A 24,881-nucleotide genomic window follows, 5' to 3' on the forward strand; every position below is an offset into this window, starting at 1 on the left:
CGAGTTTATATCGGTAATCATGAATAACTTTTTGTTATAAAAGAATTTTTATTTGATAAAAAATGAAGAAGTTCTTCCATGAGTTTTTTTTGCCCACTTGTTCAATTGCCTGTTTTTTAAACAGGCAAAATGATGCAAATCACAAAAAAATAAATTTATTTTTGCCGATTCTGCAATAATTTCGCCATATTAATCGAGTCGATCAACTGCGCACGATTCACCCTCGGCGAGTTTAAATCCATTACTTTTTGCCACACTGAAATCGCCTGTGCGTAATCAGCCTGCATAAACGCATCGGAAGCCAACAGCATCAGCGCGGTAACTTCGTTACCGTCCAGCGCCAGGGATTTATCTATCATTTCGCGCGTTTGCGATGTCATATGTTGCCCGGCCTGATAGTACAACACCGTCGCCAGCGCCGAATAGATTTCGGCGTTTTCACCCCGAAAACGCAGCGCCTGCTCATAGGCCAGCAGTGCATTGTGATACGCATTTTGCCAAAGATAATATTCCCCCAGTTGCGCCCATAACACACCGTCCTGTGGAGCAGCACGAATCTGCGACTGCAAAGAACGTAGCTGTTTTTCCTGAATGTTATCATCGGAGAACGCATGTAATGGGTCCGCCAACCGCGCCTGTTCCTGCCGCACCGCCTGCCATTTTGGCGTCAACAGATAACCGCCGATGCAGGCCACAACCATCAGCACCACCGCAGCAGTCAGCCGCTTCACGGGCATTGGTCGTAACGGCGCAGTGGGATGTTCGGACTGACTCATTGCACCTCCTCCTCTGCGCGCTGACGCTTTCTCACCCGCCAGACCACCACGCCGACCAGTAACAACAACAGGCACGGCAACGCCCACAGCAGCAGCGTCTGCTCATTCAACGGCGGGTTATAGCGTACGAAATCACCGTAACGATCGGTCATCCACGTGGTTATCTCGGCTTCACTTTTCCCTTCCGCCACCATGCTGTAAACCTGGTGGCGCATACTGACAGCTACCGGCGCATTGGATTCCAGCAAGTTTTGGTTTTGGCACTGCGGGCAGCGCAGCTGGCTGGCAATAGACAGCGCTTTCTCCTGCTGTTGCGGGTTGGCAAACGTCCATGTGTCCACAACCTGGGCATGCGTGGCGAAAGTGATAAAAAACAGGACGATAAAACCGCAGATATTACGCATCACGCTTCCTTCCTCGCCATCCGCTCAGCAGCGCGCCAAAGACCATTAACAGTCCGCCGCCCCAAATCCAACGCACGCCGGTCTGCACGTACAAGCGCATGGCATAACGGTCTGGTCCGGTTTTTTCACCCATCACCGCGTACCAGTCATGCATCAGGTTCCAGCGGATCCCCGGCTCCATCATCTGTTGACGACGCGCGGCATAGAAGCGCCTTTCAGGTTGCAGGCTGCCAATGCGTTTCTCATTGTGCCACAGCGTGATCTGCGCTTTTTCACTGGTGTAGTTACCTTTGGCTTCCAGGTCGAGACGCTCAAAACGGAAAACGTAGCCTGCCAGTTCCACCTGCTGCCCGGGGCTCAGGTTCAGGCTTATCTCCTGACGGCTCCCGCTGGAAAAGACGATCCCTGCCGCAAACACCAGCACCCCGGCATGCGCCAGCAGCGCCGGAAGCTGACAACGTACAGACACGTTGCGGCTTCTGACCGTTGCCAGCACAATAACCAGCAGCATCAGCAGCCCAAAGGGCAGCGTAGCGCGATTAAAGTACGGTGCGCCCACGGAAAGCCGCCCCCAGCCGAACAGCCCGTAAATCATCGGGTAGAGCGTGCCAATCAGCACAATCAGCAGCACCGCACTAAAGAGCAGCAACGCAACCAGAATCAGCATCTCGCGTGACCAACCGCCAAAACGCGCATTCTGCCGGACTTGCTGGCCCCGCCAGGCGTACAGCCCGAGCGACGCCAGACTCAACACGGTAAACAGCGCAAACAACGGCGCGGCACGGACGTTATCCAGCGCGAAAGCATGCACCGAAACGAGAATGCCGGAACGCACAATCAGCGTCCCCAGCAGCGATAAAATCAGCGTGACGATAGCCAGCAGCAGCGACCAGTGGCGGAAGATCCCGCGCTGGCGCGTGATATACAGGCTATGCAGCAACGCGCTGGCGGAAAGCCAGGGTAATAAGGAAGCGTTTTCTACCGGGTCCCAGAACCACCAGCCGCCCCAACCCAGCTCGCAGTACGCCCACCAGGAGCCGAGGATAATCCCCAGCGTCAGCGCGCACCAGCCGGGCAAGGCCCAGCGCCAGCACACCCAGGCGCTTTGTGCGTTAAAGTCACCGCGCAGCAGCGAGGCCAGCGCCACGCCTGCCGCCACCATTAACCCCCCGTAACCCAGGTACAGCAGCGGTGGATGGAGGATTAACCCAAGATGTTGCAGCATCGGGTTAAGGTCGCGCCCTTCAATGGCTGGCGGAAAGATACGCACGAACGGATCGGACCATACCACCACAAACAGCAACAGCAGGGCCGTTATCATTGAAAGGACGCTGAGCGTCAGCGGAAACAGCGCGTCGGCATCACGCCGATAGCGAAAAGCGAACAGCGCGCTCCAGGCGGAAAGAAACAGCACCCACAGCAGCAGCGATCCTTCATGACCGCCCCACACCGCCGCCAGTTTTAATCCCCACGGCAGCAGGCTGTAGCTGTGCTGGGCAACGTAGACCACCGAAAAGTCACTGGTCAGAAAGCAGAATACCAGAATGGCAAAGGCCAGTAGCAGCAGGGCAAATTGCGTCCACACGCCCACGCATGCCAGGCGCATCACCCCTTGCCAGCGCTGGCGGACACCCACCAACACGGCAAGTGGGGTCAACACGTTGACCCCGAGGCTTAATAACAGCGCCAGAAAACCGGCTTCAGGAAGGAGAACGTCCAGATATCACCTTACGCAACGGTTAGCTGACCCGCATAGAGGATAAAAAAGCGCAGCAGCAGTACACCTGTCAGGCTGGCGCCGCACACTGCCAGCACGCCATGAAACGTCGAACTACGATTGGCCCAGGGTTTTAGCAGCATCGGCAGTATCAGCCCAAGCCCGGCCACGCCCAGCCAGAACCACCAGGTCCAGAATCCGCCGCCCAGTGCCGCCGCCAGCGCGCGCATTTTGCCGTCATCGCCCAGCGCCAGGCCGACGAAGAACGCCGCCAGCAGGAAGATCTCCAGCCATACTACCGGGACTTCCATGCGATGCACAAAGTGCGCTTCGGTGCTGTGCGGGTTGCTACGATGGCGTAATGCCATGGCGATCAGCGCCACCGCCGCACCGGAGGAGATCCCGGAGAACAGGAACAGCACCGGCAGGATCGGGTTATTCAGGAACGGGTAGGATTTCAGCGCCGACAGCAGGAACCCGGTATACGCCCCGAGCAGGACCGCCAGCACCAGCATCAATGTCTCCAGCGCGCGATGGAACGGCGTGATTAGCGTCAGGAGTTTTGAGACCATCGTCAGTCGCGGCACGAACCGCTGTTGCAGGGCAATCACCTCTTTTTCAAAGATTTTTGCCAGCCACAGCACTAACACCACCATGTACAACTGGAACAGCATGACCCCCATAGACATCACCGAAGTGAAGCTGTAGTGGAACATCAGTTTCCAGAAGGTCCATGGACGCGTCAGGTGGAACACCAGAATCAGCAAACCGAAGATAATCGCCCCCGGCCCTAACACCAGCGTGGTGCGCAGCAGCGTGCTGTCAGAACCACCCGCCTGCGGATGGAAACGACGTAGCAAAATTGCCAGCGTAACCAGTCCGGCGGAAATGCCTATCAGGAACAGATAGATGGCAATGGGCCAGTCCCACACCAGTGATTCGAAATGAAATGCAGAAGCGGATGTCATTGGCTCACCTCCCCAAATTTAAAGGGAACGCGGTAGACCTTCGGTTTTGTACCCAACGCCAGTTTGTAACGGTAGGTGGTTTTCTGCTGCAACAAACGGGAGATATCGCTGTTGGGATCGTCCAGATTACCAAACGTCAGCGCCTTCGTCGGACATGACTCAACGCAGGCAGGCTGTTTGCCCGCTTTCAGGTTGGTTTTCCGGCAGAAATCGCATTTATCCGCCGTTTTGCTTACCGGATGGATAAAGCGCACACGATAAGGACACGCGGCGATACAGTACTGGCAGCCAACGCAAAGGTCGGGGTTCACATCCACAATGCCGTTGGCGGCATCGCGATACGATGCCCCCGTCGGGCAGACGTCAACGCAGGGAGCATGGTCACAATGCTGGCACGAGTGACGGAAGAAGCGATACTTCACATCAGGAAATGTCCCTTGCGGCTCGCTGCGAATAATCGTCAGACGCGATACACCTTCCGGCACGTTGTTAACTTCCCGACAAGCATCCATGCAAGCCGTACAGCCGATGCATAAAGACTCATCATGAACCATACCGTAACGCACGCCGTTGATGTTCAGCGTCTTCGCCACAACGCGTCCCGCCGTCCCGCTCACTGCCACCAGCGCGCCGACGCCGGTGATAAACTGGCGACGAGAGCAACTCATGGATGCTCCTTAAGCAACGGAACCGACGCCGGGTTAAAGTTCGGATTGTTACGCTGATCGCTGTGGCAATCGACGCAAATCTTGATCCGTCCTTTATCGCTCAGCGTCTGCATCGTGTCTTGCTTCGGATGCAGTGAGTGACAGCTGGCACACGCCACTTTGGTTACGTGGACATCGTGCGGCCAGAACGCTTTTTGCAACTGCTCAGGCAGGTGACAGGACATACAGACGCTGTTCTGCTGCTCCACGTTGTACATCGGCTCGTTAAAGCGCATCACATCCTTCACCCCTTCACGGTGGTTCGGTGACGGCTGGCCGTGACAGTTGGTGCAGGTGACCGGCAGTTTGTTATTCGGGTTGATGACTTCCGCATGCTTACCATGCATGCCTTCGGTATCGGGCTTATGACAGTCCAGACAGGCAGCATCCGGATTACGCTGTTGGGTAACCGTCCAGCGTTGATCCGACTCCTGCGGCGTTGGCGTGGCAGTAATTCCACTCAGGCTCCATAACAAGCCTGACGCCAGCACCCCAGCAGTTAATAACGAACGTAATACGCTCATATTCACTCCGTTGAGTTATCCGCCCCTTGCGGGGCGAAATGGGGTTATTGGCTTAACAGACCGTTTTTACGCGCCTGATCTTCCCACTGCGGAATCACCGTTTTGATGAAGTCCTGCTTCTCAGCATTGATTTGCTGCATGTTCAGACCAATCGCCGCCTGGGCTTTCTCTTTGGTAGAGATATCCGGTAACGGGATTTCATGTGTGATGCCTTTAGTCGCCAGCAGACGGACCAGTTTGGTACGTGCGTCAGCGGCTTTATCCATTGCGCTACCCAGCATCCGCAGACCTTCTTCCGGGGCATGCATGTGAATACCGTGTGAGGCGATAGACAGGTCCCAACGCCATTGCGCGTGACGGATATCTTCCAGAATCGGCTTCATTTCCGCTTCAGTTGCGCCCGCATCCCATGCAGCTTTCGCTTCGAAGTGCGCACGAACAAGCTGGTCTTCAACTTTGATTTTCAGGTCATGAATGGCCTGTTTACGCTCGGCGACCACTTTTTGCAGGGACGCTTTGTCCTGGGTGTGGCAGTTCGCACAGGTCTGAGCGAAATTATCGAACGGATTACCAATCTTATGGTCGGTGTAAATCTTGCCTTCCGCGTTCTGCACTTTCGGCATGTGGCAGTCGATACAGGTCACATTGTTCTTGCCGTGAATGCCTGCGCTCCAGGTTTCATACTCCGGGTGCTGCGCTTTCAGCATCGGGGTTTTAGACAGGGAGTTGGTCCAGTCAGAGAAGGCGATGGTGTCGTAGTACTTCTCCATGTTCTCGACTTTCATGCCGTCGTCCCACGGGAACTTAACGGCTTTGTTTTTACCGTCGAAGTAGTACTCCACGTGGCACTGGCCGCAGACCATGGATTGCTGATCGAAGCGACCGGCTTTCTCAAACGGTTTGCCGATGGTTTCCATCGCGCGTTCAGCATAAGGGCGCGACAGCGTCAGTTCTGGCTTGCCTTTGGCAAAGTCTGGTGACGCGGTGTTATGGCAATCTCCGCAGCCAAGATTGTTAACAATTTCAGGACCGCCGCGCGCCCATTTACCGTGGAAGTAGCCATCTTCACCGTCTTTCTGGATCAGACGCGCCACGTCCGGGCTTTTACAGCTCCAGCAGGCCATCGGCAACGGACCATCTTCTGCCGTTTTGGGTGCACCGGTACGTAAGGTTTCACGGACATCGGTCACGGCATACGCGTGCCCGCGCGGTTTGTTGTAATCGCGCGAGAAGGGATATCCCGCCCACAGGATCACCAGACGCGGATCTTCTGCCAGCGCATCTTCACGGGCTGATTGCTCAGACGTGGCTTTCCAGGAGAGATATTGATCGGGATGCTGAGGGGCGAAGACTTCATTCTTCGCTTCAACGGTGACGGTTTTTGCGGGTACGGGGGTTTGTTCAGCGTGAACTGCAGAGATAAATAATAAAGGTACTAACAGGCTGAAGAAACGGCGTACGCGTGATTTTATCCTTGCCATAGGGGTCTCATCCAGATGACGCCATTATCTGCAATGGCGGTTCTTTTATTGTTTTCCATAACAGCAACCACACGAATACTGTCATGACATTGCTCCACCCTATTTGTAACAAGAAACCCTACAAGAAATGTTGTTTTTAATCAATTGTAAGTGTATGTAAAATACCACTTTAGAGTTATTTGCCCCTTCTAATCCCTCACTCTTTTGTCTATACCCGACACAGATCACCTTTTCAAAACTCTCTATATAACCGCATGTTATCGCGAGGTTTAATCAATTTTTGCTAGTTCTCTTCAAAATTCAGTTTGCCGCTAATTTGCACAATTCGGTTATTGCGTGATCTGTCGCCCAAATACTAAACAAAACTCGCAAAGCCCCTACATTTAACGTTTGTGCGACATATTATTAACATCCTACAAGGAGAACAAAAGCCATGAGCCAAATACACAAACACGCTATTCCCGCAAACATTGCGGACCGTTGCCTGATAAACCCGGAGCAGTACGAAGCGAAATACCAACAGTCCATTACCGATCCCGACACATTTTGGGGCGAGCAGGGAAAAATTCTTGATTGGATCACGCCATACAGCCAGGTAAAGAACACCTCTTTTGCACCCGGCAACGTGTCGATTAAATGGTACGAAGACGGCACGCTGAACCTGGCGGCAAACTGCCTTGACCGCCATCTGCAGGAAAACGGCGATCGTACCGCCATCATCTGGGAAGGCGATGATGCCAGCCAAAGTAAAAACATTACCTATCGCGAACTGCATCGCGATGTTTGTCGTTTCGCCAATACATTGCTGGATTTAGGCATTAAAAAAGGCGATGTGGTAGCGATCTATATGCCGATGGTGCCGGAAGCTGCGGTCGCCATGCTGGCCTGCGCCCGCATTGGCGCGGTGCATTCGGTCATCTTCGGTGGGTTCTCACCGGAGGCCGTCGCCGGACGTATTATCGACTCCAATTCACGCCTGGTGATCACCGCTGATGAAGGCGTGCGCGCCGGACGCAGCATCCCGCTGAAAAAGAACGTCGATGATGCGCTGAAAAACCCGAACGTGAAGACCGTGGAGCATGTGGTCGTCCTCAAACGAACCGGTGGAAAAACGGAATGGCAGGAAGGCCGTGACCTGTGGTGGTCCGATCTTATCGAAAAAGCCAGCCCTGAACATCAGCCGGAAGAAATGAACGCGGAAGATCCGCTGTTTATCCTGTATACCTCTGGTTCAACCGGTAAGCCAAAAGGCGTGCTGCACACCACGGGGGGATATCTGGTTTACGCGGCAACGACCTTTAAGTATGTGTTTGATTACCATCAGGACGATATCTACTGGTGTACTGCTGATGTGGGTTGGGTTACCGGCCACAGCTATTTGCTGTACGGTCCGCTGGCCTGCGGTGCCACCACGCTGATGTTTGAAGGCGTACCTAACTGGCCGACCCCGGCGCGTATGTCACAGGTCGTGGACAAGCACCAGGTCACAATCCTCTATACTGCGCCAACGGCTATCCGCGCCCTGATGGCAGAAGGTGATAAGGCGATTGAAGGCACTAACCGTTCATCGCTACGCATTTTGGGTTCCGTTGGCGAGCCGATTAACCCGGAAGCATGGGAGTGGTACTGGAAGAAAATTGGCAACGAAAAATGTCCGGTCGTTGATACCTGGTGGCAGACCGAAACCGGGGGATTCATGATCACCCCACTGCCGGGCGCCACCGAGCTGAAAGCGGGTTCTGCAACGCGTCCATTCTTTGGCGTACAACCAGCCATCGTTGATAACGAAGGTAACCCGCAGGAAGGCGCGACCGAAGGCAATCTGGTGATTACCGACTCGTGGCCGGGTCAGGCGAGAACGTTGTTTGGCGATCACGAACGCTTTGAGCAAACCTACTTCTCTACCTTCAAGAATATGTACTTCAGCGGCGACGGCGCGCGTCGTGACGAAGACGGCTATTACTGGATAACCGGACGTGTGGATGACGTGCTGAACGTCTCGGGCCACCGCCTGGGTACAGCAGAAATCGAGTCGGCGCTGGTGTCGCATCCAAAGATTGCCGAAGCCGCCGTGGTCGGCATTCCACATAGTATTAAAGGCCAGGCCATTTACGCCTACGTCACGCTGAATCACGGCGAAGAGCCGTCACCTGAGTTATACACCGAGGTGCGCAACTGGGTACGAAAAGAAATTGGCCCGTTAGCAACGCCAGACGTGCTGCACTGGACCGACTCACTGCCGAAAACCCGCTCCGGCAAAATCATGCGCCGTATTCTGCGAAAAATCGCGGCGGGCGATACCAGCAATCTGGGCGATACCTCAACCCTCGCCGATCCTGGCGTGGTAGAGAAACTGCTCGAAGAGAAGCAGGCCATCGCGATGCCATCATAACCATAACCGTGAAATGCCCGATGGCGCGCTGCTTATCGGGCCTACAAATCCTATCCCTACCCCTCCCCTGACCGGGAAGGAAATATAAAAACCTCCCCCAAAGGATTTCGTGTTACAGGAAGGCGGCAAGCAAGCATATCCCCAGCCACATAGTTCACTATGTGACTGGGGTAGGCGAGTGCGGCCAACGAACCTGTAGCACGAAAGACGCAGGGGGACCTCTGGAGAACTCTGTGATGAATGACCAAATTTATCAGCGGATAGAAGACAGTGCGCGTTTCAGGGAGTTAGTAGAAAAACGGCAACGGTTTGCCACCATTCTGTCCATCATCATGCTGGCAGTTTATATCAGCTTTATTTTACTGATTGCCTTTGCGCCTGGCTGGCTGGGTACGCCGCTACACGCGGGAACCAGCGTCACCCGGGGTATTCCGATTGGGGTCGGTGTGATCCTCATCTCCTTCATCCTGACCGGGATCTATATCTGGCGGGCCAACGGTGAATTCGACCGTCTTAACAATGCGGTTCTGCACGAGGTTAAAGCATCATGAAGAGAGTCCTGACGGCGCTTGCCGCCACGCTGCCCTTCGCCGCAAACGCGGCGGATGCTATTAGCGGTGCAGTTCAACGCCAGCCAACCAACTGGCAGGCGATTATCATGTTCCTGATTTTCGTCATCTTTACGCTCGGTATTACCTACTGGGCGTCTAAGCGCGTACGTTCGCGTAATGACTACTACACCGCCGGCGGTAACATCACCGGTTTCCAGAACGGGCTGGCGATTGCGGGCGACTATATGTCGGCGGCATCGTTCCTTGGAATTTCCGCGCTGGTATTTACCTCCGGTTATGACGGGCTGATCTACTCGCTCGGCTTCCTGGTCGGCTGGCCGATTATCCTGTTCCTGATTGCGGAACGCCTGCGTAACCTCGGTCGTTATACCTTTGCAGACGTTGCTTCTTATCGTCTGAAGCAGGGGCCAATCCGTATTCTGTCGGCCTGTGGTTCCCTGGTGGTGGTCGCGCTGTATCTGATCGCCCAGATGGTCGGCGCAGGTAAGCTGATTGAGCTGCTGTTTGGTCTGAACTATCACATCGCCGTGGTGCTGGTTGGCGTACTGATGATGATGTACGTGCTGTTTGGCGGCATGCTGGCAACCACCTGGGTACAGATCATTAAAGCCGTTCTGCTGCTGTTCGGCGCCAGCTTTATGGCCTTCATGGTAATGAAGCACGTCGGCTTCAGCTTCAACAACCTGTTCACCGAAGCGATGGCGGTACACCCGAAAGGCTCCGCGATTATGAGCCCGGGCGGTCTGGTAAAAGATCCGATATCCGCCCTGTCGTTAGGTCTTGGATTGATGTTCGGTACGGCAGGCTTGCCGCATATTCTGATGCGTTTCTTCACGGTCAGCGATGCCCGCGAAGCGCGTAAGAGCGTATTCTATGCCACCGGCTTTATGGGTTATTTCTACATCCTGACCTTTATCATCGGCTTTGGCGCGATCATGCTGGTAGGTGCTAACCCAGAGTACAAAGATGCTGCAGGCGCACTGATCGGTGGTAACAACATGGCGGCGGTTCACCTGGCGAATGCGGTGGGCGGCAACCTGTTCCTCGGCTTTATCTCTGCAGTGGCCTTTGCCACCATTCTGGCGGTGGTTGCCGGGCTGACGCTGGCGGGCGCTTCGGCAGTTTCTCACGACTTGTACGCCAACGTATTCCGCAAAGGCGCTACCGAGCGTGAAGAACTGCGCGTCTCGAAAATTACCGTACTGATATTGGGTGTGATTGCCATCGTGCTCGGCGTGCTGTTCGAAAATCAGAACATCGCCTTCATGGTGGGTCTGGCGTTCGCCATCGCGGCCAGCTGCAACTTCCCGATCATCCTGCTTTCCATGTACTGGTCGCGTCTGACCACCCGTGGCGCAATGCTGGGTGGCTGGTTAGGTCTGTTAACAGCGGTAGTATTGATGATTCTCGGCCCAACCATTTGGGTCCAGATCCTCGGTCACGAAAAAGCCATTTTCCCGTATGAATATCCGGCGCTGTTCTCCATCAGCGTAGCGTTCCTCGGGATCTGGTTCTTCTCTGCGACCGACAACTCAGAAGAAGGCAACCGCGAACGCGAGCAGTTCCGTGCTCAGTTCATCCGTTCCCAGACCGGGTACGGCGTAGAACAAGGTCGTACACACTAACCTCCCTTCTCCTCCGGCTTTCGGGCCGGAGGATTATATCTTTTCTCAGAACATCAGCCTCGCCACCAGCGGTGCCACCAGCACCATCACCACACCGGAAAGCATCATTACCAGACTGGCAACCACGCCCTCCTGCTGGCCAAGCTCATACGAGCGCGCCGTGCCTGCGCCATGCGATGCAGCGCCAAACCCTGCGCCTTTGGCCATACCTTCGCGGATGGAAAGCCGTAAAAACAGCACATCACCGACGGCCATACCGAATACACCGGTCACCACCACGAACAAGGCCACCAGGTCCGGCTGCCCGCCCAAGGGTTCTGCCGCTGCCAGCGCAAACGGCGTGGTGACGGAACGTACCGCCAGGCTACGTTGGATCTCATCAGGCAACATAAACAGGCGCGCCAGCCACACGGAACTGGTAACGGCCACCAGCGTTGCCGTTACCACGCCCGCCGTCAGCGACATCCAGTGACGCTTAATCACGGCAAGGTTGTCATACACCGGAACGGCAAAGGCGATGGTCGCCGGGCCTAACAGCCACAGCAACCAGTGCGATTCACCAATATAGTTTTGCCAGGAGATATGGCCGAAGACTAGCATCAGCACCAGCAGGGCCGGGGTGAGAACTAATGGCATCAGGGGTAATTTACGAAAACGGCGATACAAACGCTTATTAGCAAAGTAGATACCCAGCGTAATCACCAGACACAACACGCTTAGCTGGAAATTACTCACGGTTTAGCCTGCTCATTTCATAGCGATACACTTTATCCACCACCCACGCCGTAGCGCCGAGCACCATCAGCGTACTGATCGCAATGACGGCAAATATACGCCAGCCATCAACCAGCAACAGCTGCGTGTAGTTCACAACAGCGACCACCGCCGGGACAAAAAACAGCAGCATTTCAGCCAGTAACCAGCGGGCACCTGCGCGAATCCAGTTAAGTGGGATAACGCGGCAGACAATTAACGCCAGCATCAGCACCATCCCTACCAGGTTGGCAGGAAGCGGCAGATGCAGCCAGGAGACAAGATATTGAGCAAATACAAAGAGACCTGCGTACAACAGAACCTGAACGGGGATCTGGAGTCGATGAATAACAGCAGGCGTCACGCGGCTTATCGCCACAGCCATGAGGGTATGTCCTTAAAAAATAGAGAGCGCCAGTATAGAGAGCCCCCGTCCAGGACTGAAATGAATTAAACTCATTGCAGGCATAGTCTTAAGGAATAATCATGGATATCAGAACGCTGCGATATTTTGTTGAGGTGGTTCGTCAGCAGAGCTTTACTCGCGCAGCGGAGAAGCTTTTTGTCACCCAGCCCACCATCAGCAAGATGTTGAAGAACCTTGAAGACGAGCTTAATTGCACGTTGCTCATCCGCGACGGGCGGCGGTTGTTGTTAACCGACACCGGGCAGGTCGTTTTCGAACGCGGCCTGGCGATCCTCGCTGAGTTTCGCCAGCTTGAAGCCGAACTTAGCGACATTAACCATCTGAACAAAGGGCTATTGCGCCTTGGTATCCCGCCAATGGTCGGTATGTTGATGGCAGGTCCCATCAGCCTGTTTCGCCAGCGTTATCCCGGCGTTGAGCTTAAAATATCGGAGTTTGGTGGCTTAACCGTCCAACAGGCAGTCATGAGCGGTGATTTGGATGTTGCCATGACGGCCCTTCCGGTCGAGGAAGAGAGTGGACTGGCAACCTTACCGCTTTTCAGTCATCCGCTCTGCGTGCTGGTCCCCCGCTCCGGTCAGTGGACAACGTGTGAGTCCATTTCCCCCGAAGCGTTAGCGGAGCACCCGCTGCTGATCTATAACGAAGATTTCGCCTTGAGTCGCCAGCTGCTTGAACTGTTTAGCCAGCACAACGTCAAGCCGCGCATCGCGGTACGCAGCGGGCAGTGGGATTTTCTGGCTGCGATGGTACAAGCCGGAGTCGGGATTGCCATTTTACCGGAGCCAATTTGCCAACGACTGGATAAACAGACGCTGCGCTGGATCCCGCTGGAGAGCGATTTACGCTGGCAACTGGGCATGATTTGGCGTGAAGGCGTGTATCTGTCGCACAGCGCTCAGGCGTGGCTGACATGCTGCGAAGGGTTTTGGTTAACGCAAGAATCGTAAGTGCCGGATGCGGCGTAAACGCCTTACCCGGCCTACAATTCGATTCCGTAGGCCTGATAAGCGTAGCGCATCCGGCACAACCGTTTATTGGTTCTCGATCAGCAACGCTTCCAGCAAGTCCAGATCGTGCAACAGTTTCTGCAGCGTTTCATTGCTGATTTCGCGCGTGGCGCGCAGGTGATAAAGCTCTGCACGTTCTGAACGCAATGCCGCCAGGCGGAAACGTCGCTCGAGGTTCTCTTCCTGTAATGAGCTTTCCACATCGTTACGTCCATCGACGCGACGGCGCAGGTTACCGATTACACGAGAGCTCACTTCGGTCAGCAGTTGATTATCAATATTCTCTTCGCTGTCCGCCGCCAGACGCTCTTCCATTTTCTGGATAGCAACAATCGCGACTTCCGCCGTCGCAGCGCGGGCTATCCGCTCTTCTTTCAGTTGCTGCGAGTGATCTGCCACTTCCAGGTGTTGCAGCAGAATCGGTAGCATCACTACACCGACAAACAGCGAGAACAGGATCACGCCCGCGGCAAGGAATACTAGCTCGTAGCGCGCCGGGAAGCCGCTACCATCCGGCAACAGCAGCGGGATAGAGAGCACACCAGCAAGCGTAATCGCCCCGCGAACCCCCGCAAAGGAGGCGATCAGGATTTCACGCGTTGTCCATGAGCCAAACTCCATCGGCTTTTTCTTCAGGAAGCGCAGACTGAATTTTTTCATCGTCCACAGCCAGCCAAAACGCACCAGCATCAGCGCTACGTAAATCAGCACGATATCGGTAAACAGCATCCAGGTTTCAACGTTCGGATCGGCTTCTGCCGCCACCAGAGAAGACTCCAGAATCCCCGGTAATTGCAGCCCTAACAGCAGGAAGACCATGCCGTTAAAGACGAACTCCAGCATTGCCCAGGTGCTGTTAGCACGTAAGCGCATCGCCAATGGCGCACGACGCATTACACCTGAACGGGTTATCGTCATCCCGGCTGCGACCGCCGCGAGGATCCCGGAAACACCAATGTGTTCGGCAATCAGGTAAGAAGCAAACGGCAGCAGGAACAGCAGAACAATTTGCGTTGCCGGCTCATCGCCGCCCCAGCGGCTAAGAAAGCGCAGAGAGCGTCCATACAACCAGCTGACGACAAAACCCGCCAGGATGCCGCCAATCGCTACCTTAAAGAACTCAACCGTCGCACCACCAACGGTAAACACCATCGTTCCCATTGCCACGGCCACAGCAAATTTCAGCGATACCAGGCCAGACGCATCGTTCATCAACGCTTCGCCCTGCAGGATGCCCATGATTTTCTTCGGTATACGCCCCTCACCTACAATGCCAGAAAGGGCAACGGCATCGGTTGGCGATAACACTGCGGCCAGCGCAAAAGCGGGGATCAGCGGAATCCCCGGGACCAGCCAATAAATCATAAAACCAATGCCGACCACCGTAACCAGTACGAGCGCCAGTGCCAGACCGAAGATCTCTCGTCCGTGCTCCAGAAACTCACGCGTTGGCGTCTTCCAGCCATCGGCAAACAGCAGCGGCGGGATGAACAGCACCAAAAACAGCTCAGGATCGAATTCCACATGCAAACCAAACGTCGGCCACGCCAGCAAGGCGCCGATGGCGATCTGCATAAGGGGTAAAGGGAGTTGGAAGGGCAATACGCGAGTAAATACCCCCGACAGCGAGACCACAAGGGTCATGATGAGTATGGTGAAAAAGATTTCCATGCGTTCCCTGTTTGCGATGTTTCTTATGATTAGTGGTGAGAGGCGTCGTGCCTCAATTCTATCTACTCGAGAGTAACGCAAAAGACAACGAGTGTGTTCTGAAAATAAAAACGGGCGGCAAAAGCCACCCGTTTTCAGGATCAAGAGCGTATCGGAATTAAATAGCCCAACCGCCTGCATAGAATGCAACCAGCGCCACGGCAATCACCACCGTTCCGATATTCAGTTTTCGCCATTCGCCGGAAACAATACGGCCAATAACCAGAGTGGCAAAACCGATCATAATGCCGGTCACGATATTACAGGTCAGCACGATAAAGACAGCGGTAATCAGTCCCGCCATCGCGTCGACGAAGTCGGTAAAGTCGATTTTCGCCACGTTGCTCAGCATCAGCAAACCAACATACATCAGCGCCGGTGCCGTTGCGTAAGCAGGAACAAGGTAAGAGAGCGGAGAAAGGAACAGGATCAGCAGGAACAGAACACCTACGGTGATCGCCGTCAGACCGGTTTTACCCCCTGCCGCGGTACCCGCTGCAGATTCAATGTAAACCGCCGCCGGAGCAGCGCCCACCAGACCAGAGAACACGCTGCTCAGGGAGTCAGTCGTTAACGCTTTGCCGCCATCGATAATCTGACCGTCTTTATCCAGCAGATTCGCCTGGCCCGCAACAGCGCGGATGGTTCCGGTCGCATCGAAGACGGCGGTCATGACCAGCGCCAGCACGCTCGGCAGAACGACAGGATTCAGTGCGCCCATAATGTCCAGGCTGCCGATCAGCGAGTTGCCGTTTTCGTCGCTCAGAGACGGCATGGCAAAAATACCGGAGAAATGCACGGCCGGATCGAAAATCAGGCCAACAACGGAAATACCGATAATAGTCAGCAGGATGCCACCCGGTACTTTCAGTTTTTCGAGGCCGATAATCACCGCCAGACCAATCAGCGACATAATGACCGGGAAGGTGTCGAAGTCACCCAGCGCAACCGGCAGGCCATCCAGCGGGTTCTTAATGACCAGACCAACACCGTTTGCCGCAATCAGCAGCAGGAACAGGCCGATACCAATACCCGTACCGTGCGCAACGCCCTGTGGCAGATTGCGCAGGATCCAGCTACGAATACCTGTCGCGGAAATGATGGTAAACAGAACACCCATCAGAAACACCGCGCCCAACGCAACAGGCACGCTAATATGCTGCCCCAGCACCAGGCTGAATGCGGTAAACGCCGTCAAAGAAATGGCGCAACCAATCGCCAGCGGCAGGTTTGCCCACAGGCCCATCACAATAGAGCCGACACCGGCTACCAGGCAGGTTGCCACAAATACAGCGGCTGGCGGGAAACCGGCTTTACCCAGCATTCCTGGAACCACGATAACAGAGTAGACCATCGCCAGAAACGTCGTTAATCCGGCAACGACTTCCTGTCGAACGGTACTGCCACGGTGCGAAATTTTAAACCAGGCGTCGAGTGAACCGCCGGTACGCGCTGAAGGCGTAGACATAGAAAACATCCCCTGAGAGTTTATTTTTCGTCATTATGCGTGCTGGACAATCCACTGCCTGCTTAACGTTTTCTCCCTGTGCCAGGTTTGCGTCAGTAGGGGTGTCGCAAAAAAGCAAACGTTTAGCTCCGCGCATAAAAACGGGTGGTAAAAAAAAGCAAACGATTATCTAGCGATCATGTACTGGTTTTCAACTGAACTTTGCCGCTTTTTACTCATTTCTTCTTATAGCGCACAAGAAATAGCCAGTCGATGCGCAAACGTTATCGTCAATGCGCAATCTGGCAACAAATTTCGCGCAGTTATTACAACCCCAGCGGTAATCTTTCACGTTAATTCGCGCAAAAAAACGAATGAAGATGCGGAAAATTTTTCGGCTAAAAAACCATCAATCGACTGGCAAATAGACGGGGGTGGCATACACTTACCTTATCAACACAAGCCGGAACCTCCCCTAATGTGCTCGACTGAGGGGTGTTGATGTCGGGGGAAACCCTCCCGTGAACCAGCGGGATAGAGTGAAAGACGAAGACCGGAACCAAACTAAAGCGCCCTCTGTGGCGCTTTAGTTTTATACCCGTATTTAAACCCATCAATCATCTTCCAGCAGGCGCGCCCCGGTCCCCTGCTCACCAAGCTGGTCGCCTGGGTTACGCAACGGGCAATCACTACGCGACAAACAACCGCAACCAATGCATCCATCCAGTTCATCACGCAACGCCACCAGGGTATGAATACGCCGGTCCAGTTCTTCACGCCATTGCGACGAGAGCTGTTTCCACTCTTTGGCGCTGAGCGAATGTCCTTCGGGTAATACCCCTAGCGCGTCGCCAATCGTCGCCAGTGGTATACCGATACGCTGGGCAATCTTGATAATCGCGACATAACGCAACACATCACGTTTGTATCGACGCTGATTGCCGCTGTTGCGCATGCTGCTGATTAACCCTTTGCTTTCATAGAAGTGCAGAGTTGATACCGCGACACCGCTACGTTTTGCGACTTCACCTGGCGTGAGCAGCGCTTTTATCCGGGGTAATTTCTTTTCCATAAATCGCTTTACCTCAAGTTAACTTGAGGAATTATACTCGCCCACAGACAAAACGACGAATCGAATACTGAGAAAGAGGCAGCCCTATGTCCCATCAGCAGATAATTCAGACCCTTATTGAATGGATTGATGAACATATCGATCAACCGCTGAACATTGAGGCGGTGGCGAAAAAATCAGGTTACTCGAAGTGGTATTTACAGAGGATGTTCCGCACGGTGATGCGTCAGACGTTGGGTGACTATATCCGCCAGCGCCGACTTTTGTTAGCCGCAGTGGAACTACGGACGACCGAACGACCTATTTTCGATATTGCGATGGATCTCGGCTATGTGTCGCAACAAACGTTCTCACGCGTGTTCCGCCGCGAGTTTGATCGTACACCCAGCGACTACCGTCATCGCCTGTAGGATTATTGCCCGCTCTGCGTCAGTATGGCGGGCGAGCGCTGTAGCCAGAGCATAAACTCCTGCGGCGGTAACGCTTTCGCAAAATACCACCCCTGACAATACTGAACGCCACGTTCAAGCAGCCATTCCATTTGATCTGCCGTTTCCACCCCTTCAGCAATTGTCTTCAGATGTAAGCTTTGCGCCATTTCGATGATATGTTCGGCAATCAGGTGGCTGGTACTGTTGGTCGCCAGCGTACTAATAAAAGATTTATCAATCTTCAGGATATCCACGTTCAGTGCCGCCAGATTGTGCAGATTGGAATATCCCGTCCCAAAATCATCAAATGCCACTTCATAACCGGCCTGACGGAATGCCTGGATTACCGGAGTCATTTTATGCACATCAATAAATCCACGCTCCGTCACTTCGACCTTAATTTGCTGGGCAGCGACTGAGTAATCACGCGCTTTCTCAGCGATCAGGGCAATCAGTCGGGATGAATGGAAATCAGAAGCTGAGAGGTTAATTGAGATATAAATCTGGGGATGCGCTGAAAGAAAATACCCTAAATCATTGAACACTTCTTCGACCACGTAATCCGTGATACTTTCAATCATGCCTTCTTTTTCAGCCAGCGGAATAAATTCCGTCGGGCTCATGACCTCGCCTTTGCAACCTGGCCAACGCATCAGCGCCTCGGCCCCCACACATTGACCATTCTTGATATCGATGATCGGCTGGTAATGCAGGCGTAGCTGGCGTTTTTCCAGCGCACGCCTTAACAAACGACGAGGGGAATGGTACTGCTGGCGTGTACGCCACCACATCAACAACATCAGAATGCTGCAGATCACCCCAAAGGGGATCGTGAGTGCGGCTTCGTGATAGAAATTTTGATGGACGCGATCGCGGGTCGTCGAAACAATAATCGCGATCGGGCGCTTCTCAGAACGAACGATGGTATAGAACCGATCGTCCAGTTGGAAGGTAGAGGCTTTACCGCGCACCAGCGGCAGAAATTGCTTAACATGCGCCTGATTGCTGGCGGAGAAGAAAGTATCCGTTATCGTGTCATAGACGCCCCACAATAGGCCAGGGTCATCTGACATGACTTCGCTGTAAGATAATGGGTTAATGACAACGACGTAGTTTCCTCTTTGCATATACGTCATGTTGTAGCCAGAGAAAAAAGGCGTATCGCGATAGTAATAGATCGAAACGTCCGGCGTACGTTTATAGTCAGCGGTTGGCATAATATAGGGAACTGACGGTGCCATCGACGTAGAGCACAAAAAACGATCATCTTGTGCATAAATTAGCTCGCTGATATATAAACGCCCGCGAATAATATTCAGCATACTTTTCTGATGGGCAGGGGTACACATCTTACCCTGATACAGCTGAGCCATATCACGCGCTAAATCAGCTTGCTGGATCACCAGTTCCGTTTTATTTAACACCAGTTGAGCAAATGAGTGGAGTTGAGTGCGGGTTTCGGACGTCGCCCGGATATGAGCAAACCATAGCGCCAGCACCACGGGGAGCAATACCACCGTGAGCGTGCCGAGGAGCTTCAGCATCTTGCTTTGCGCACTGAGATTCATGTCAGCCCTATTTCCCTGTTTCGTATATGCCAGTACCCATCAAGGCAGGATGCTATAAACACCAACTGGTTAAGTTGCATGAATCTATCAACATTATCAACAGACGTCTCTATGTAAAAGTCTGATAATAGTGGATGATGATATTATTTTCCCGTAAGGCAAACTTAAAGTTACGCTTATTTTGCAACATCATTATCAAGAAAGAGTAATGTTTTACACGCGTTATACTGGCGGCACGTATAAAACACATTAACTTTTTTAACGATTAATTTCGGATAAAGAAAACAAGTAACATGAATGCATCTTACATAACGCATAATTTATTATTCGTTTATGAATCAAGATAACCACACAATTACCATGGATAAAAACCGGCAAAAATAACGTCAGATACTGGTGAACAAACGAGCAAATGTGATATAGTTCACAGAAATAATGTAACAGAAACATTGTTTCATTCATGTTATTGCCCGTCGATAGCCAGAGTACCACACCCTCTGTGAATAACCCCGCGCTGTCCTGGGCATCAAGACTTTCTGAGGACGTTTTTCATGGCAACAATAACAACTGGCGTAGTTCTTCTGCGGTGGCAACTGCTCAGCGCAGTACTGATGTTTTTAGCCAGTACGCTCAATATTCGTTTTCGTAAATCAGATTATGTTGGACTGGCCGTTATCAGCAGCGGTTTAGGGCTTGTTTTTGCCTGCTGGTTTGCAACCGGATTACTCGGTATCACCCTGGTAGATGTATCCACTATCTGGAATAACATCGAATCTGTGATGCTCGACGTGATGAGCCATACTCCGCCAGACTGGCCGATGGTGTTGAATTGATAACAAGTCAGTTTTCAGCAAACCTATCAACCAGGTAACTGATGGTATTAGATGGGATGTTTCAGCCCCCCTGGACAGGCTGGCAATGCAATAGAGGAAAAACGCATCATTGGCAGGCAAAGTAGGCATTCTAACCTTCTAAGTGACCATGATTCACTGAGGAATCATATAGTCAGTCCAAAAGATATTGAAGACCAACTCGCTCCATCAAGTTCAAATGTTGACGATACATACTGAGTTAATCTCGAAAGGAAAAATCAACAGCTGTAAGGAGATGGTTGCCTGCCGCCTAAATAAGAACATCCGCAGAACCACCATAGTTCATCCAGGAGCAAGATAGACTCACATATAGCAGTTTAGCCACATTCTACGACAAAAAGGATGATTTTCCCTATTCGGGTGTAATAAAATCATCAGCCTTTGGTCAGAAGTCCCCCCGCCGGCTTGGTTGCTGGCGAAAGATTTTGTAGAAGGCGTTCCCTCCATGAAATTATTTCTAGGCTTTGTGTTAATTTCCGGCATAGGGTGGCTGCTCGATATGCTGACCTATGCCGCCTTATCCCAACTCATTGGAGTCGAGCCGGCTTATGCAAACTTCCTCTCCTCAATGGTCGGTGTGACCTATGTCTGGATCATCGCACTTAATCGCCTCTTCAAGCGACGGGAGTATAGTAAGTCGATTTACCTTCCTATTTATTGGGGCTACCAAGGGATATCTATTCTGGCATACTCAGCATTGATCTCCGTCGTTGCATCATCCTCTATTAATTTTAGAATTGGAGAAATGCTCGGGGTTCATTCCGGCCTGATCGCAAAAATCATCATCACTGGCCCCAATTTGCTGACCAATTTCATTTTCATGACAATTTTAACCAGGTTCATGAAGCCTGGAGCTCAATAACAGGCACTACTATGAAACCCAGAATTCTAGTTTTTATCCCCGCCTATCGATGCGAAGCGCAAATTTGCCGCGTCCTGAAGCAATTTGATGTGCACGTACAACAATGGATTGATACCGTGATGGTCGTCGACAATCAGTCACCCGACCAAACCCTGGAATTGGCAATTGAATGTGGAAAAGAAGTGTTAACTCATTGCAATTTCATTGCCTGGCGCAACGATGATAACTATGGGCTAGGTGGCTCTCACAAAGCAGCTTTTCTCTACGCAATTGAACAGGGGTTCGACTACCTCGTCGTATTGCACGGAGATGATCAGGCCGACATCCATGATCTCATTCCCCAACTGGAGGCAAATGCTCATCTGAATGTGGACTGTTTGCTCGGAGCACGATTCATGCGTAACAGCCGACTTCAGGGTTATTCGTGGTTCCGTACATTCGGCAACCGAGTATACAACACACTGTTTTCTCTTGTTGCACGACGAGCCATTTACGACCTTGGTTCAGGTCTGAATTTATACCGTCTGGAAACCTTCCGTGATTTCTATTTGAAAACCTTTCCTGACGATTTGACCTTCAACTACGTGATGCTTCTGGCTAGCTATTATCGCAAGCAAAAAGTACGTTTCTTCCCTATCTCCTGGCGCGAAGAAGACCAACGTTCCAATGTAAAACTGTTCCATCAGGCATTCAAAGTGCTTTGGCTACTGGCAGGCTACGCCGTAAAACGCGGTGCTTTTTTAACCAGGGATCTGCGTGTGCGTGCATTTGAAACTTACACCGGTCAGATTCGCTATCGCCATAACAAACAGAACTGATGAGCTAGACATGAGTAAAAGCTTGAGTATTTATCTGACATTACTACTTGCCATCGTCATCGGATGGCTCTGGTGGCATGCACCCGTAGTAGCTGATATTAGCCATGTCACAAACTGGGCAGGCTTGTTTGGCATCACGATGCTATATCTTTGTTCACATGTTTTCCGTATGCTCCGCTTAGTTTTACTGACACTCGATAAACGCGACAATGCGTTTTCCCTTGTCTCAGCGCACGCACTCACCGCTTTGCCCAGCAGTTTTCTTCCCTTTAAACTCGGTGAAGTCTTGCGATTGGTCGCATTCTTTCGTGTGTATGACGTACGGCAGAAGGCAATTGCAGTCTGGTTGGCTGAGCGTTTTGGCGACATATTGGTACTTACTGTGTTCATTTTTAGCCTTTACCTTCTGGACATCAAAATACCGCCTAGCATGCAAGCCGTTTTCATCATCTTCGTGCTGGTGAGCGGAGTCGGCCTATTTGGGCTGTTCGCTATCGCAAATGTATTCGTTTATCTCAACCGTCATCTGGTACATACTAGTCTGTCACCTCGTGGACTGGTAATCCTACGCACGAGTCATGCTTTGCGCGGCCTCGAAAAGAGTATCCACAGGTCCATTGAAGGACGAGTTTCTGGTTTCTTGCTGTTGTCAGTGTTGATATGGTTCTTCGAGATAATGGCTCTATCACTCTTTATCAAATTGCTTGCAATTGACGAACCAAATTTTGCTGAACTGTTCGCTTCAGGCCTGCTAGCGAGCTTGCCAGCTGGCAGCCAGGGCACCTTTGGCGTTTACCAGTCTCTCGCTCTTGTCGTGCTAACCATTGTTTTCCTGTTGGCTGTATGGCTTGTAGCACGCTTCAAAATCACGAGAATTTGACATGTCAGATATCCATTCAAAACTAATCCTGATCATAGATGATCGCGAGTTCACCAGCGGTGAAGTACGCAGCCTGGTTGGAGTCCGCAACTATGGCGATATAATATTGAAGCGTCGCCCGTTGTTTGAGCATTTTCGCGATGCTTTGCCTGAGTGGGCGAAACAGCGCTTGATCCGCTTGCAAAACGATGCCGACCTGGCAACGTTGCGTTCGACTCTGGAGACATGCAGCGAAGATACGGCAGCATGTGTAATTGCAGGACGAGCTGGCTTTTCCCGAGCTGATTTACTCACCCAGTTGATTGAACGTCTGCCCTATGCCGAAGAGGACTTTACAAATACCCTATACAAGCCTCTATTGGTATTTTTGCATAATGCCCACAAATTGGTTGACCAGTGGGCTGAGTTCACATCTGCACCATTGCATACATGGGCACAATCCTGGCAGCACAGTCAACGCCTGCAGTCGTTGCAACCACTCGATTTGGGGAAAATCCGAGACTTTTTGTCGTTCAGCAGCGGTTCGACTGCAACACGTCACTTCAATGAAGTACAAATCGATACGTATTACTATACTAAAAGTTCAAGTGATAAACGTAAGATGCTGGCCGAGTACTCATTTTATAGTTTGGTACCTGAGCGTATGCGGCCATGGGTTATCCAGACCTTTGATTTCAAGGATGAGGGCGAACGAGCTTCATACAAAATGCTGCGGTATTACCTCGCAGACTCTGCGCTTCAATGGGTGCACGGCGCATTCGAACCAGATACCTTCACACCTTTTATCGAAAGACTGCTGTTCTTTATTTCCGATCGTCCAAGGCAGACCTGCACTAAAGAGCAGTCAGCCGCATTAGCTCAAAACCTATTTGTAACCAAGCTGGAAAAGCGGGTAAATGAGTTCCTAATGATGGATGAGGGTAAACGAATCAATCAGTTGGCATCCAGCACCACGCCAGAACTTGATTTGTCCCATCTCCTGAACCGCTATTTGAAGCTTTACAAGCGATTCGAAAAAGCATTTTCCTTCGATTATCGTGTAGTGGGCCACGGCGATCCATGCTTCTCAAATATCCTTTATGATCAGCAGCAATATTTACTCAAGCTAATCGACCCTAAAGGTGCCACAACTGAAGAAGATCTCTGGACACACCCACTGTACGACCTGTGTAAAATCTCGCACAGCGTGTTGGGTGATTATGATTTCATCAACAATGGTCTCTACAAAGTAGGCTTTGCTGACAATAACGATTTAGTTCTAAACTTCAGCCATACCAATCATGCAAGCCTGAAACCTATTTTTGTCGATCAGGTGAAAGCTATGGGTCACGACGTTCGCATTATGCGTTTGGGCGAGGCCTCTTTATTTTTGTCGATGCTGCCGCTGCACATCGATTATCCAAATAAGGTGCTAGCCTTTATGCTAAAGGCGCGCCAAATACTTGATGAGGTTGAAGGTGATTAATCAATTTGAAGAAGTTGACGGTACGCTGGTTGTCGATATCGACGGCACGCTGTGCGGCATCAAAGCATCGGGGCAATCTTATGCGGATTTAGTGCCACGCCAAGCAATGCTCAGCAAGCTGGCAGAATACCAGCAAAAAGGCTACAGAATACTGCTTTATACATCACGAAACATGAATACCTACAAAAACAATCTTGGCGAGATCAACAAGCATACGGCACCTGTGTTGATCGAGTGGTTGGCAAAGTGGGAAGTCCCTTATGATGAAATTCTATTCGGAAAACCATGGCCGAGGAAACACGGTTTTTATATTGACGACCGCTCAATTCGACCTGATGAATTTCTGAACCTGAGTGAAGAAGAAATTCAAAAATTGCTCGGACAAGGACAGGGATAAACA

Annotated in this window: 22 protein-coding genes and 1 pseudogene; 11 read left to right on the plus strand and 12 right to left on the minus strand. The window is 52.1% G+C overall.

The annotated features are described in order from the left end of the window. Window positions 1-155: 155 nt before the first annotated feature. The 6 genes and pseudogenes from nrfG to nrfA all read right to left on the minus strand — a co-directional run bounded on the left by nrfG (window position 156) and on the right by nrfA (window position 6,577). Window positions 156-776: a heme lyase NrfEFG subunit NrfG gene (nrfG, locus tag FDX03_RS09610; protein WP_137345854.1), complete on the minus strand. Its 621-nt coding sequence runs from the start codon at window positions 774-776 to the stop codon at window positions 156-158. Then, window positions 773-2,900, minus strand: a pseudogene (gene nrfF / locus FDX03_RS09615) (heme lyase NrfEFG subunit NrfF). Before nrfF ends, nrfG begins: the two are co-directional and overlap by 4 nt. A gap of 8 nt (window positions 2,901-2,908) precedes the next feature. Next, window positions 2,909-3,865: a cytochrome c nitrite reductase subunit NrfD gene (gene nrfD, locus FDX03_RS09620; protein ID WP_061067029.1), complete on the minus strand. Its 957-nt coding sequence runs from the start codon at window positions 3,863-3,865 to the stop codon at window positions 2,909-2,911. Next, entirely contained in the window at window positions 3,862-4,533 is a 672-nt protein-coding gene (gene nrfC / locus FDX03_RS09625; protein ID WP_005132585.1) for a cytochrome c nitrite reductase Fe-S protein, read from the minus strand. Before nrfC ends, nrfD begins: the two co-directional genes overlap by 4 nt. Then, window positions 4,530-5,096 (minus strand): cytochrome c nitrite reductase pentaheme subunit, encoded by a 567-nt coding sequence (gene nrfB, locus FDX03_RS09630; protein WP_043018095.1) that lies wholly within the window; start codon window positions 5,094-5,096, stop codon window positions 4,530-4,532. The genes nrfC and nrfB overlap by 4 nt, the downstream gene beginning before the upstream one ends. Before the next feature lie 44 nt (window positions 5,097-5,140). After that, window positions 5,141-6,577 (minus strand): ammonia-forming nitrite reductase cytochrome c552 subunit, encoded by a 1,437-nt coding sequence (gene nrfA, locus FDX03_RS09635; protein WP_003844735.1) that lies wholly within the window; start codon window positions 6,575-6,577, stop codon window positions 5,141-5,143. 433 nt (window positions 6,578-7,010) lie between these two features. On the opposite strand from nrfA, the gene acs reads away from it, so the two are divergent. From acs to actP, 3 genes are all read left to right on the plus strand, one after another. Then, on the plus strand, window positions 7,011-8,969 hold the full coding sequence (gene acs / locus FDX03_RS09640; protein ID WP_137345855.1) for an acetate--CoA ligase: 1,959 nt from the start codon (window positions 7,011-7,013) through the stop codon (window positions 8,967-8,969). 236 nt (window positions 8,970-9,205) lie between these two features. Further along, a complete protein-coding gene (locus FDX03_RS09645) occupies window positions 9,206-9,520 on the plus strand; it encodes a DUF485 domain-containing protein (RefSeq protein ID WP_003031750.1) in 315 nt (104 codons plus the stop codon). Next, window positions 9,517-11,166: a cation/acetate symporter ActP gene (gene actP, locus FDX03_RS09650; protein WP_137345856.1), complete on the plus strand. Its 1,650-nt coding sequence runs from the start codon at window positions 9,517-9,519 to the stop codon at window positions 11,164-11,166. Before FDX03_RS09645 ends, actP begins: the two co-directional genes overlap by 4 nt. Before the next feature lie 45 nt (window positions 11,167-11,211). Here the strand turns inward: actP and FDX03_RS09655 are convergent, their stop codons facing one another. Continuing rightward, window positions 11,212-11,901 carry an LrgB family protein gene (locus FDX03_RS09655; protein ID WP_003031745.1) on the minus strand — a complete coding sequence of 230 codons (690 nt, stop codon included), beginning with the start codon at window positions 11,899-11,901 and terminating at the stop codon, window positions 11,212-11,214. Continuing rightward, entirely contained in the window at window positions 11,894-12,304 is a 411-nt protein-coding gene (locus tag FDX03_RS09660; RefSeq protein WP_003031742.1) for a CidA/LrgA family protein, read from the minus strand. Before FDX03_RS09660 ends, FDX03_RS09655 begins: the two co-directional genes overlap by 8 nt. 101 nt (window positions 12,305-12,405) lie before the next feature. Here FDX03_RS09660 and FDX03_RS09665 point away from each other — a divergent pair, with 101 nt between their 5' ends. Beyond that, window positions 12,406-13,296, plus strand: a complete 891-nt coding sequence (locus FDX03_RS09665) for a LysR family transcriptional regulator (RefSeq protein WP_040229800.1) — start codon at window positions 12,406-12,408, stop codon at window positions 13,294-13,296. An 84-nt stretch (window positions 13,297-13,380) separates the two neighbouring features. Here FDX03_RS09665 and FDX03_RS09670 read toward each other — a convergent pair whose 3' ends face one another. The 3 genes from FDX03_RS09670 to soxR form a co-directional block, all read right to left on the minus strand. Next, complete coding sequence (locus tag FDX03_RS09670; RefSeq protein WP_040229801.1) at window positions 13,381-15,027, minus strand: Na+/H+ antiporter; 1,647 nt, start codon at window positions 15,025-15,027, stop codon at window positions 13,381-13,383. 157 nt (window positions 15,028-15,184) lie between these two features. Beyond that, on the minus strand, window positions 15,185-16,534 hold the full coding sequence (gene ghxP / locus FDX03_RS09675; RefSeq protein ID WP_005132609.1) for a guanine/hypoxanthine transporter GhxP: 1,350 nt from the start codon (window positions 16,532-16,534) through the stop codon (window positions 15,185-15,187). A gap of 592 nt (window positions 16,535-17,126) precedes the next feature. Continuing rightward, complete coding sequence (gene soxR, locus FDX03_RS09680; protein WP_003826630.1) at window positions 17,127-17,585, minus strand: redox-sensitive transcriptional activator SoxR; 459 nt, start codon at window positions 17,583-17,585, stop codon at window positions 17,127-17,129. 86 nt (window positions 17,586-17,671) lie between these two features. On the opposite strand from soxR, the gene soxS reads away from it, so the two are divergent. Then, window positions 17,672-17,995: a superoxide response transcriptional regulator SoxS gene (soxS, locus tag FDX03_RS09685; RefSeq protein WP_005132611.1), complete on the plus strand. Its 324-nt coding sequence runs from the start codon at window positions 17,672-17,674 to the stop codon at window positions 17,993-17,995. A 2-nt stretch (window positions 17,996-17,997) separates the two neighbouring features. Here soxS and FDX03_RS09690 read toward each other — a convergent pair whose 3' ends face one another. After that, window positions 17,998-19,584 carry an EAL domain-containing protein gene (locus tag FDX03_RS09690; protein ID WP_048213920.1) on the minus strand — a complete coding sequence of 529 codons (1,587 nt, stop codon included), beginning with the start codon at window positions 19,582-19,584 and terminating at the stop codon, window positions 17,998-18,000. Between the two features lie 551 nt (window positions 19,585-20,135). Between FDX03_RS09690 and FDX03_RS09695 the strand changes: the two genes are divergently transcribed. The 6 genes from FDX03_RS09695 (at window position 20,136) to FDX03_RS09720 (ending at window position 24,878) form a co-directional block, all read left to right on the plus strand. Continuing rightward, complete coding sequence (locus FDX03_RS09695) at window positions 20,136-20,417, plus strand: YjcB family protein (RefSeq protein ID WP_048213921.1); 282 nt, start codon at window positions 20,136-20,138, stop codon at window positions 20,415-20,417. 484 nt (window positions 20,418-20,901) lie between these two features. After that, entirely contained in the window at window positions 20,902-21,318 is a 417-nt protein-coding gene (locus tag FDX03_RS09700) for a GtrA family protein (protein ID WP_137345857.1), read from the plus strand. A gap of 11 nt (window positions 21,319-21,329) precedes the next feature. Continuing rightward, window positions 21,330-22,136 carry a glycosyltransferase family 2 protein gene (locus FDX03_RS09705; RefSeq protein WP_137345858.1) on the plus strand — a complete coding sequence of 269 codons (807 nt, stop codon included), beginning with the start codon at window positions 21,330-21,332 and terminating at the stop codon, window positions 22,134-22,136. 10 nt (window positions 22,137-22,146) lie between these two features. Then, a complete protein-coding gene (locus FDX03_RS09710; RefSeq protein ID WP_137345859.1) occupies window positions 22,147-23,016 on the plus strand; it encodes a lysylphosphatidylglycerol synthase domain-containing protein in 870 nt (289 codons plus the stop codon). 1 nt (window position 23,017) lies between these two features. Next, window positions 23,018-24,481, plus strand: a complete 1,464-nt coding sequence (locus FDX03_RS09715) for a hypothetical protein (protein ID WP_137345860.1) — start codon at window positions 23,018-23,020, stop codon at window positions 24,479-24,481. Continuing rightward, window positions 24,474-24,878: a capsular biosynthesis protein gene (locus tag FDX03_RS09720; RefSeq protein WP_249357025.1), complete on the plus strand. Its 405-nt coding sequence runs from the start codon at window positions 24,474-24,476 to the stop codon at window positions 24,876-24,878. Before FDX03_RS09715 ends, FDX03_RS09720 begins: the two co-directional genes overlap by 8 nt. Window positions 24,879-24,881 lie beyond the last annotated feature (3 nt).

Origin of the sequence: Citrobacter sp. wls827 (assembly GCF_005280875.1) — a bacterium.
GTDB lineage: Bacteria > Pseudomonadota > Gammaproteobacteria > Enterobacterales > Enterobacteriaceae > Citrobacter > Citrobacter youngae.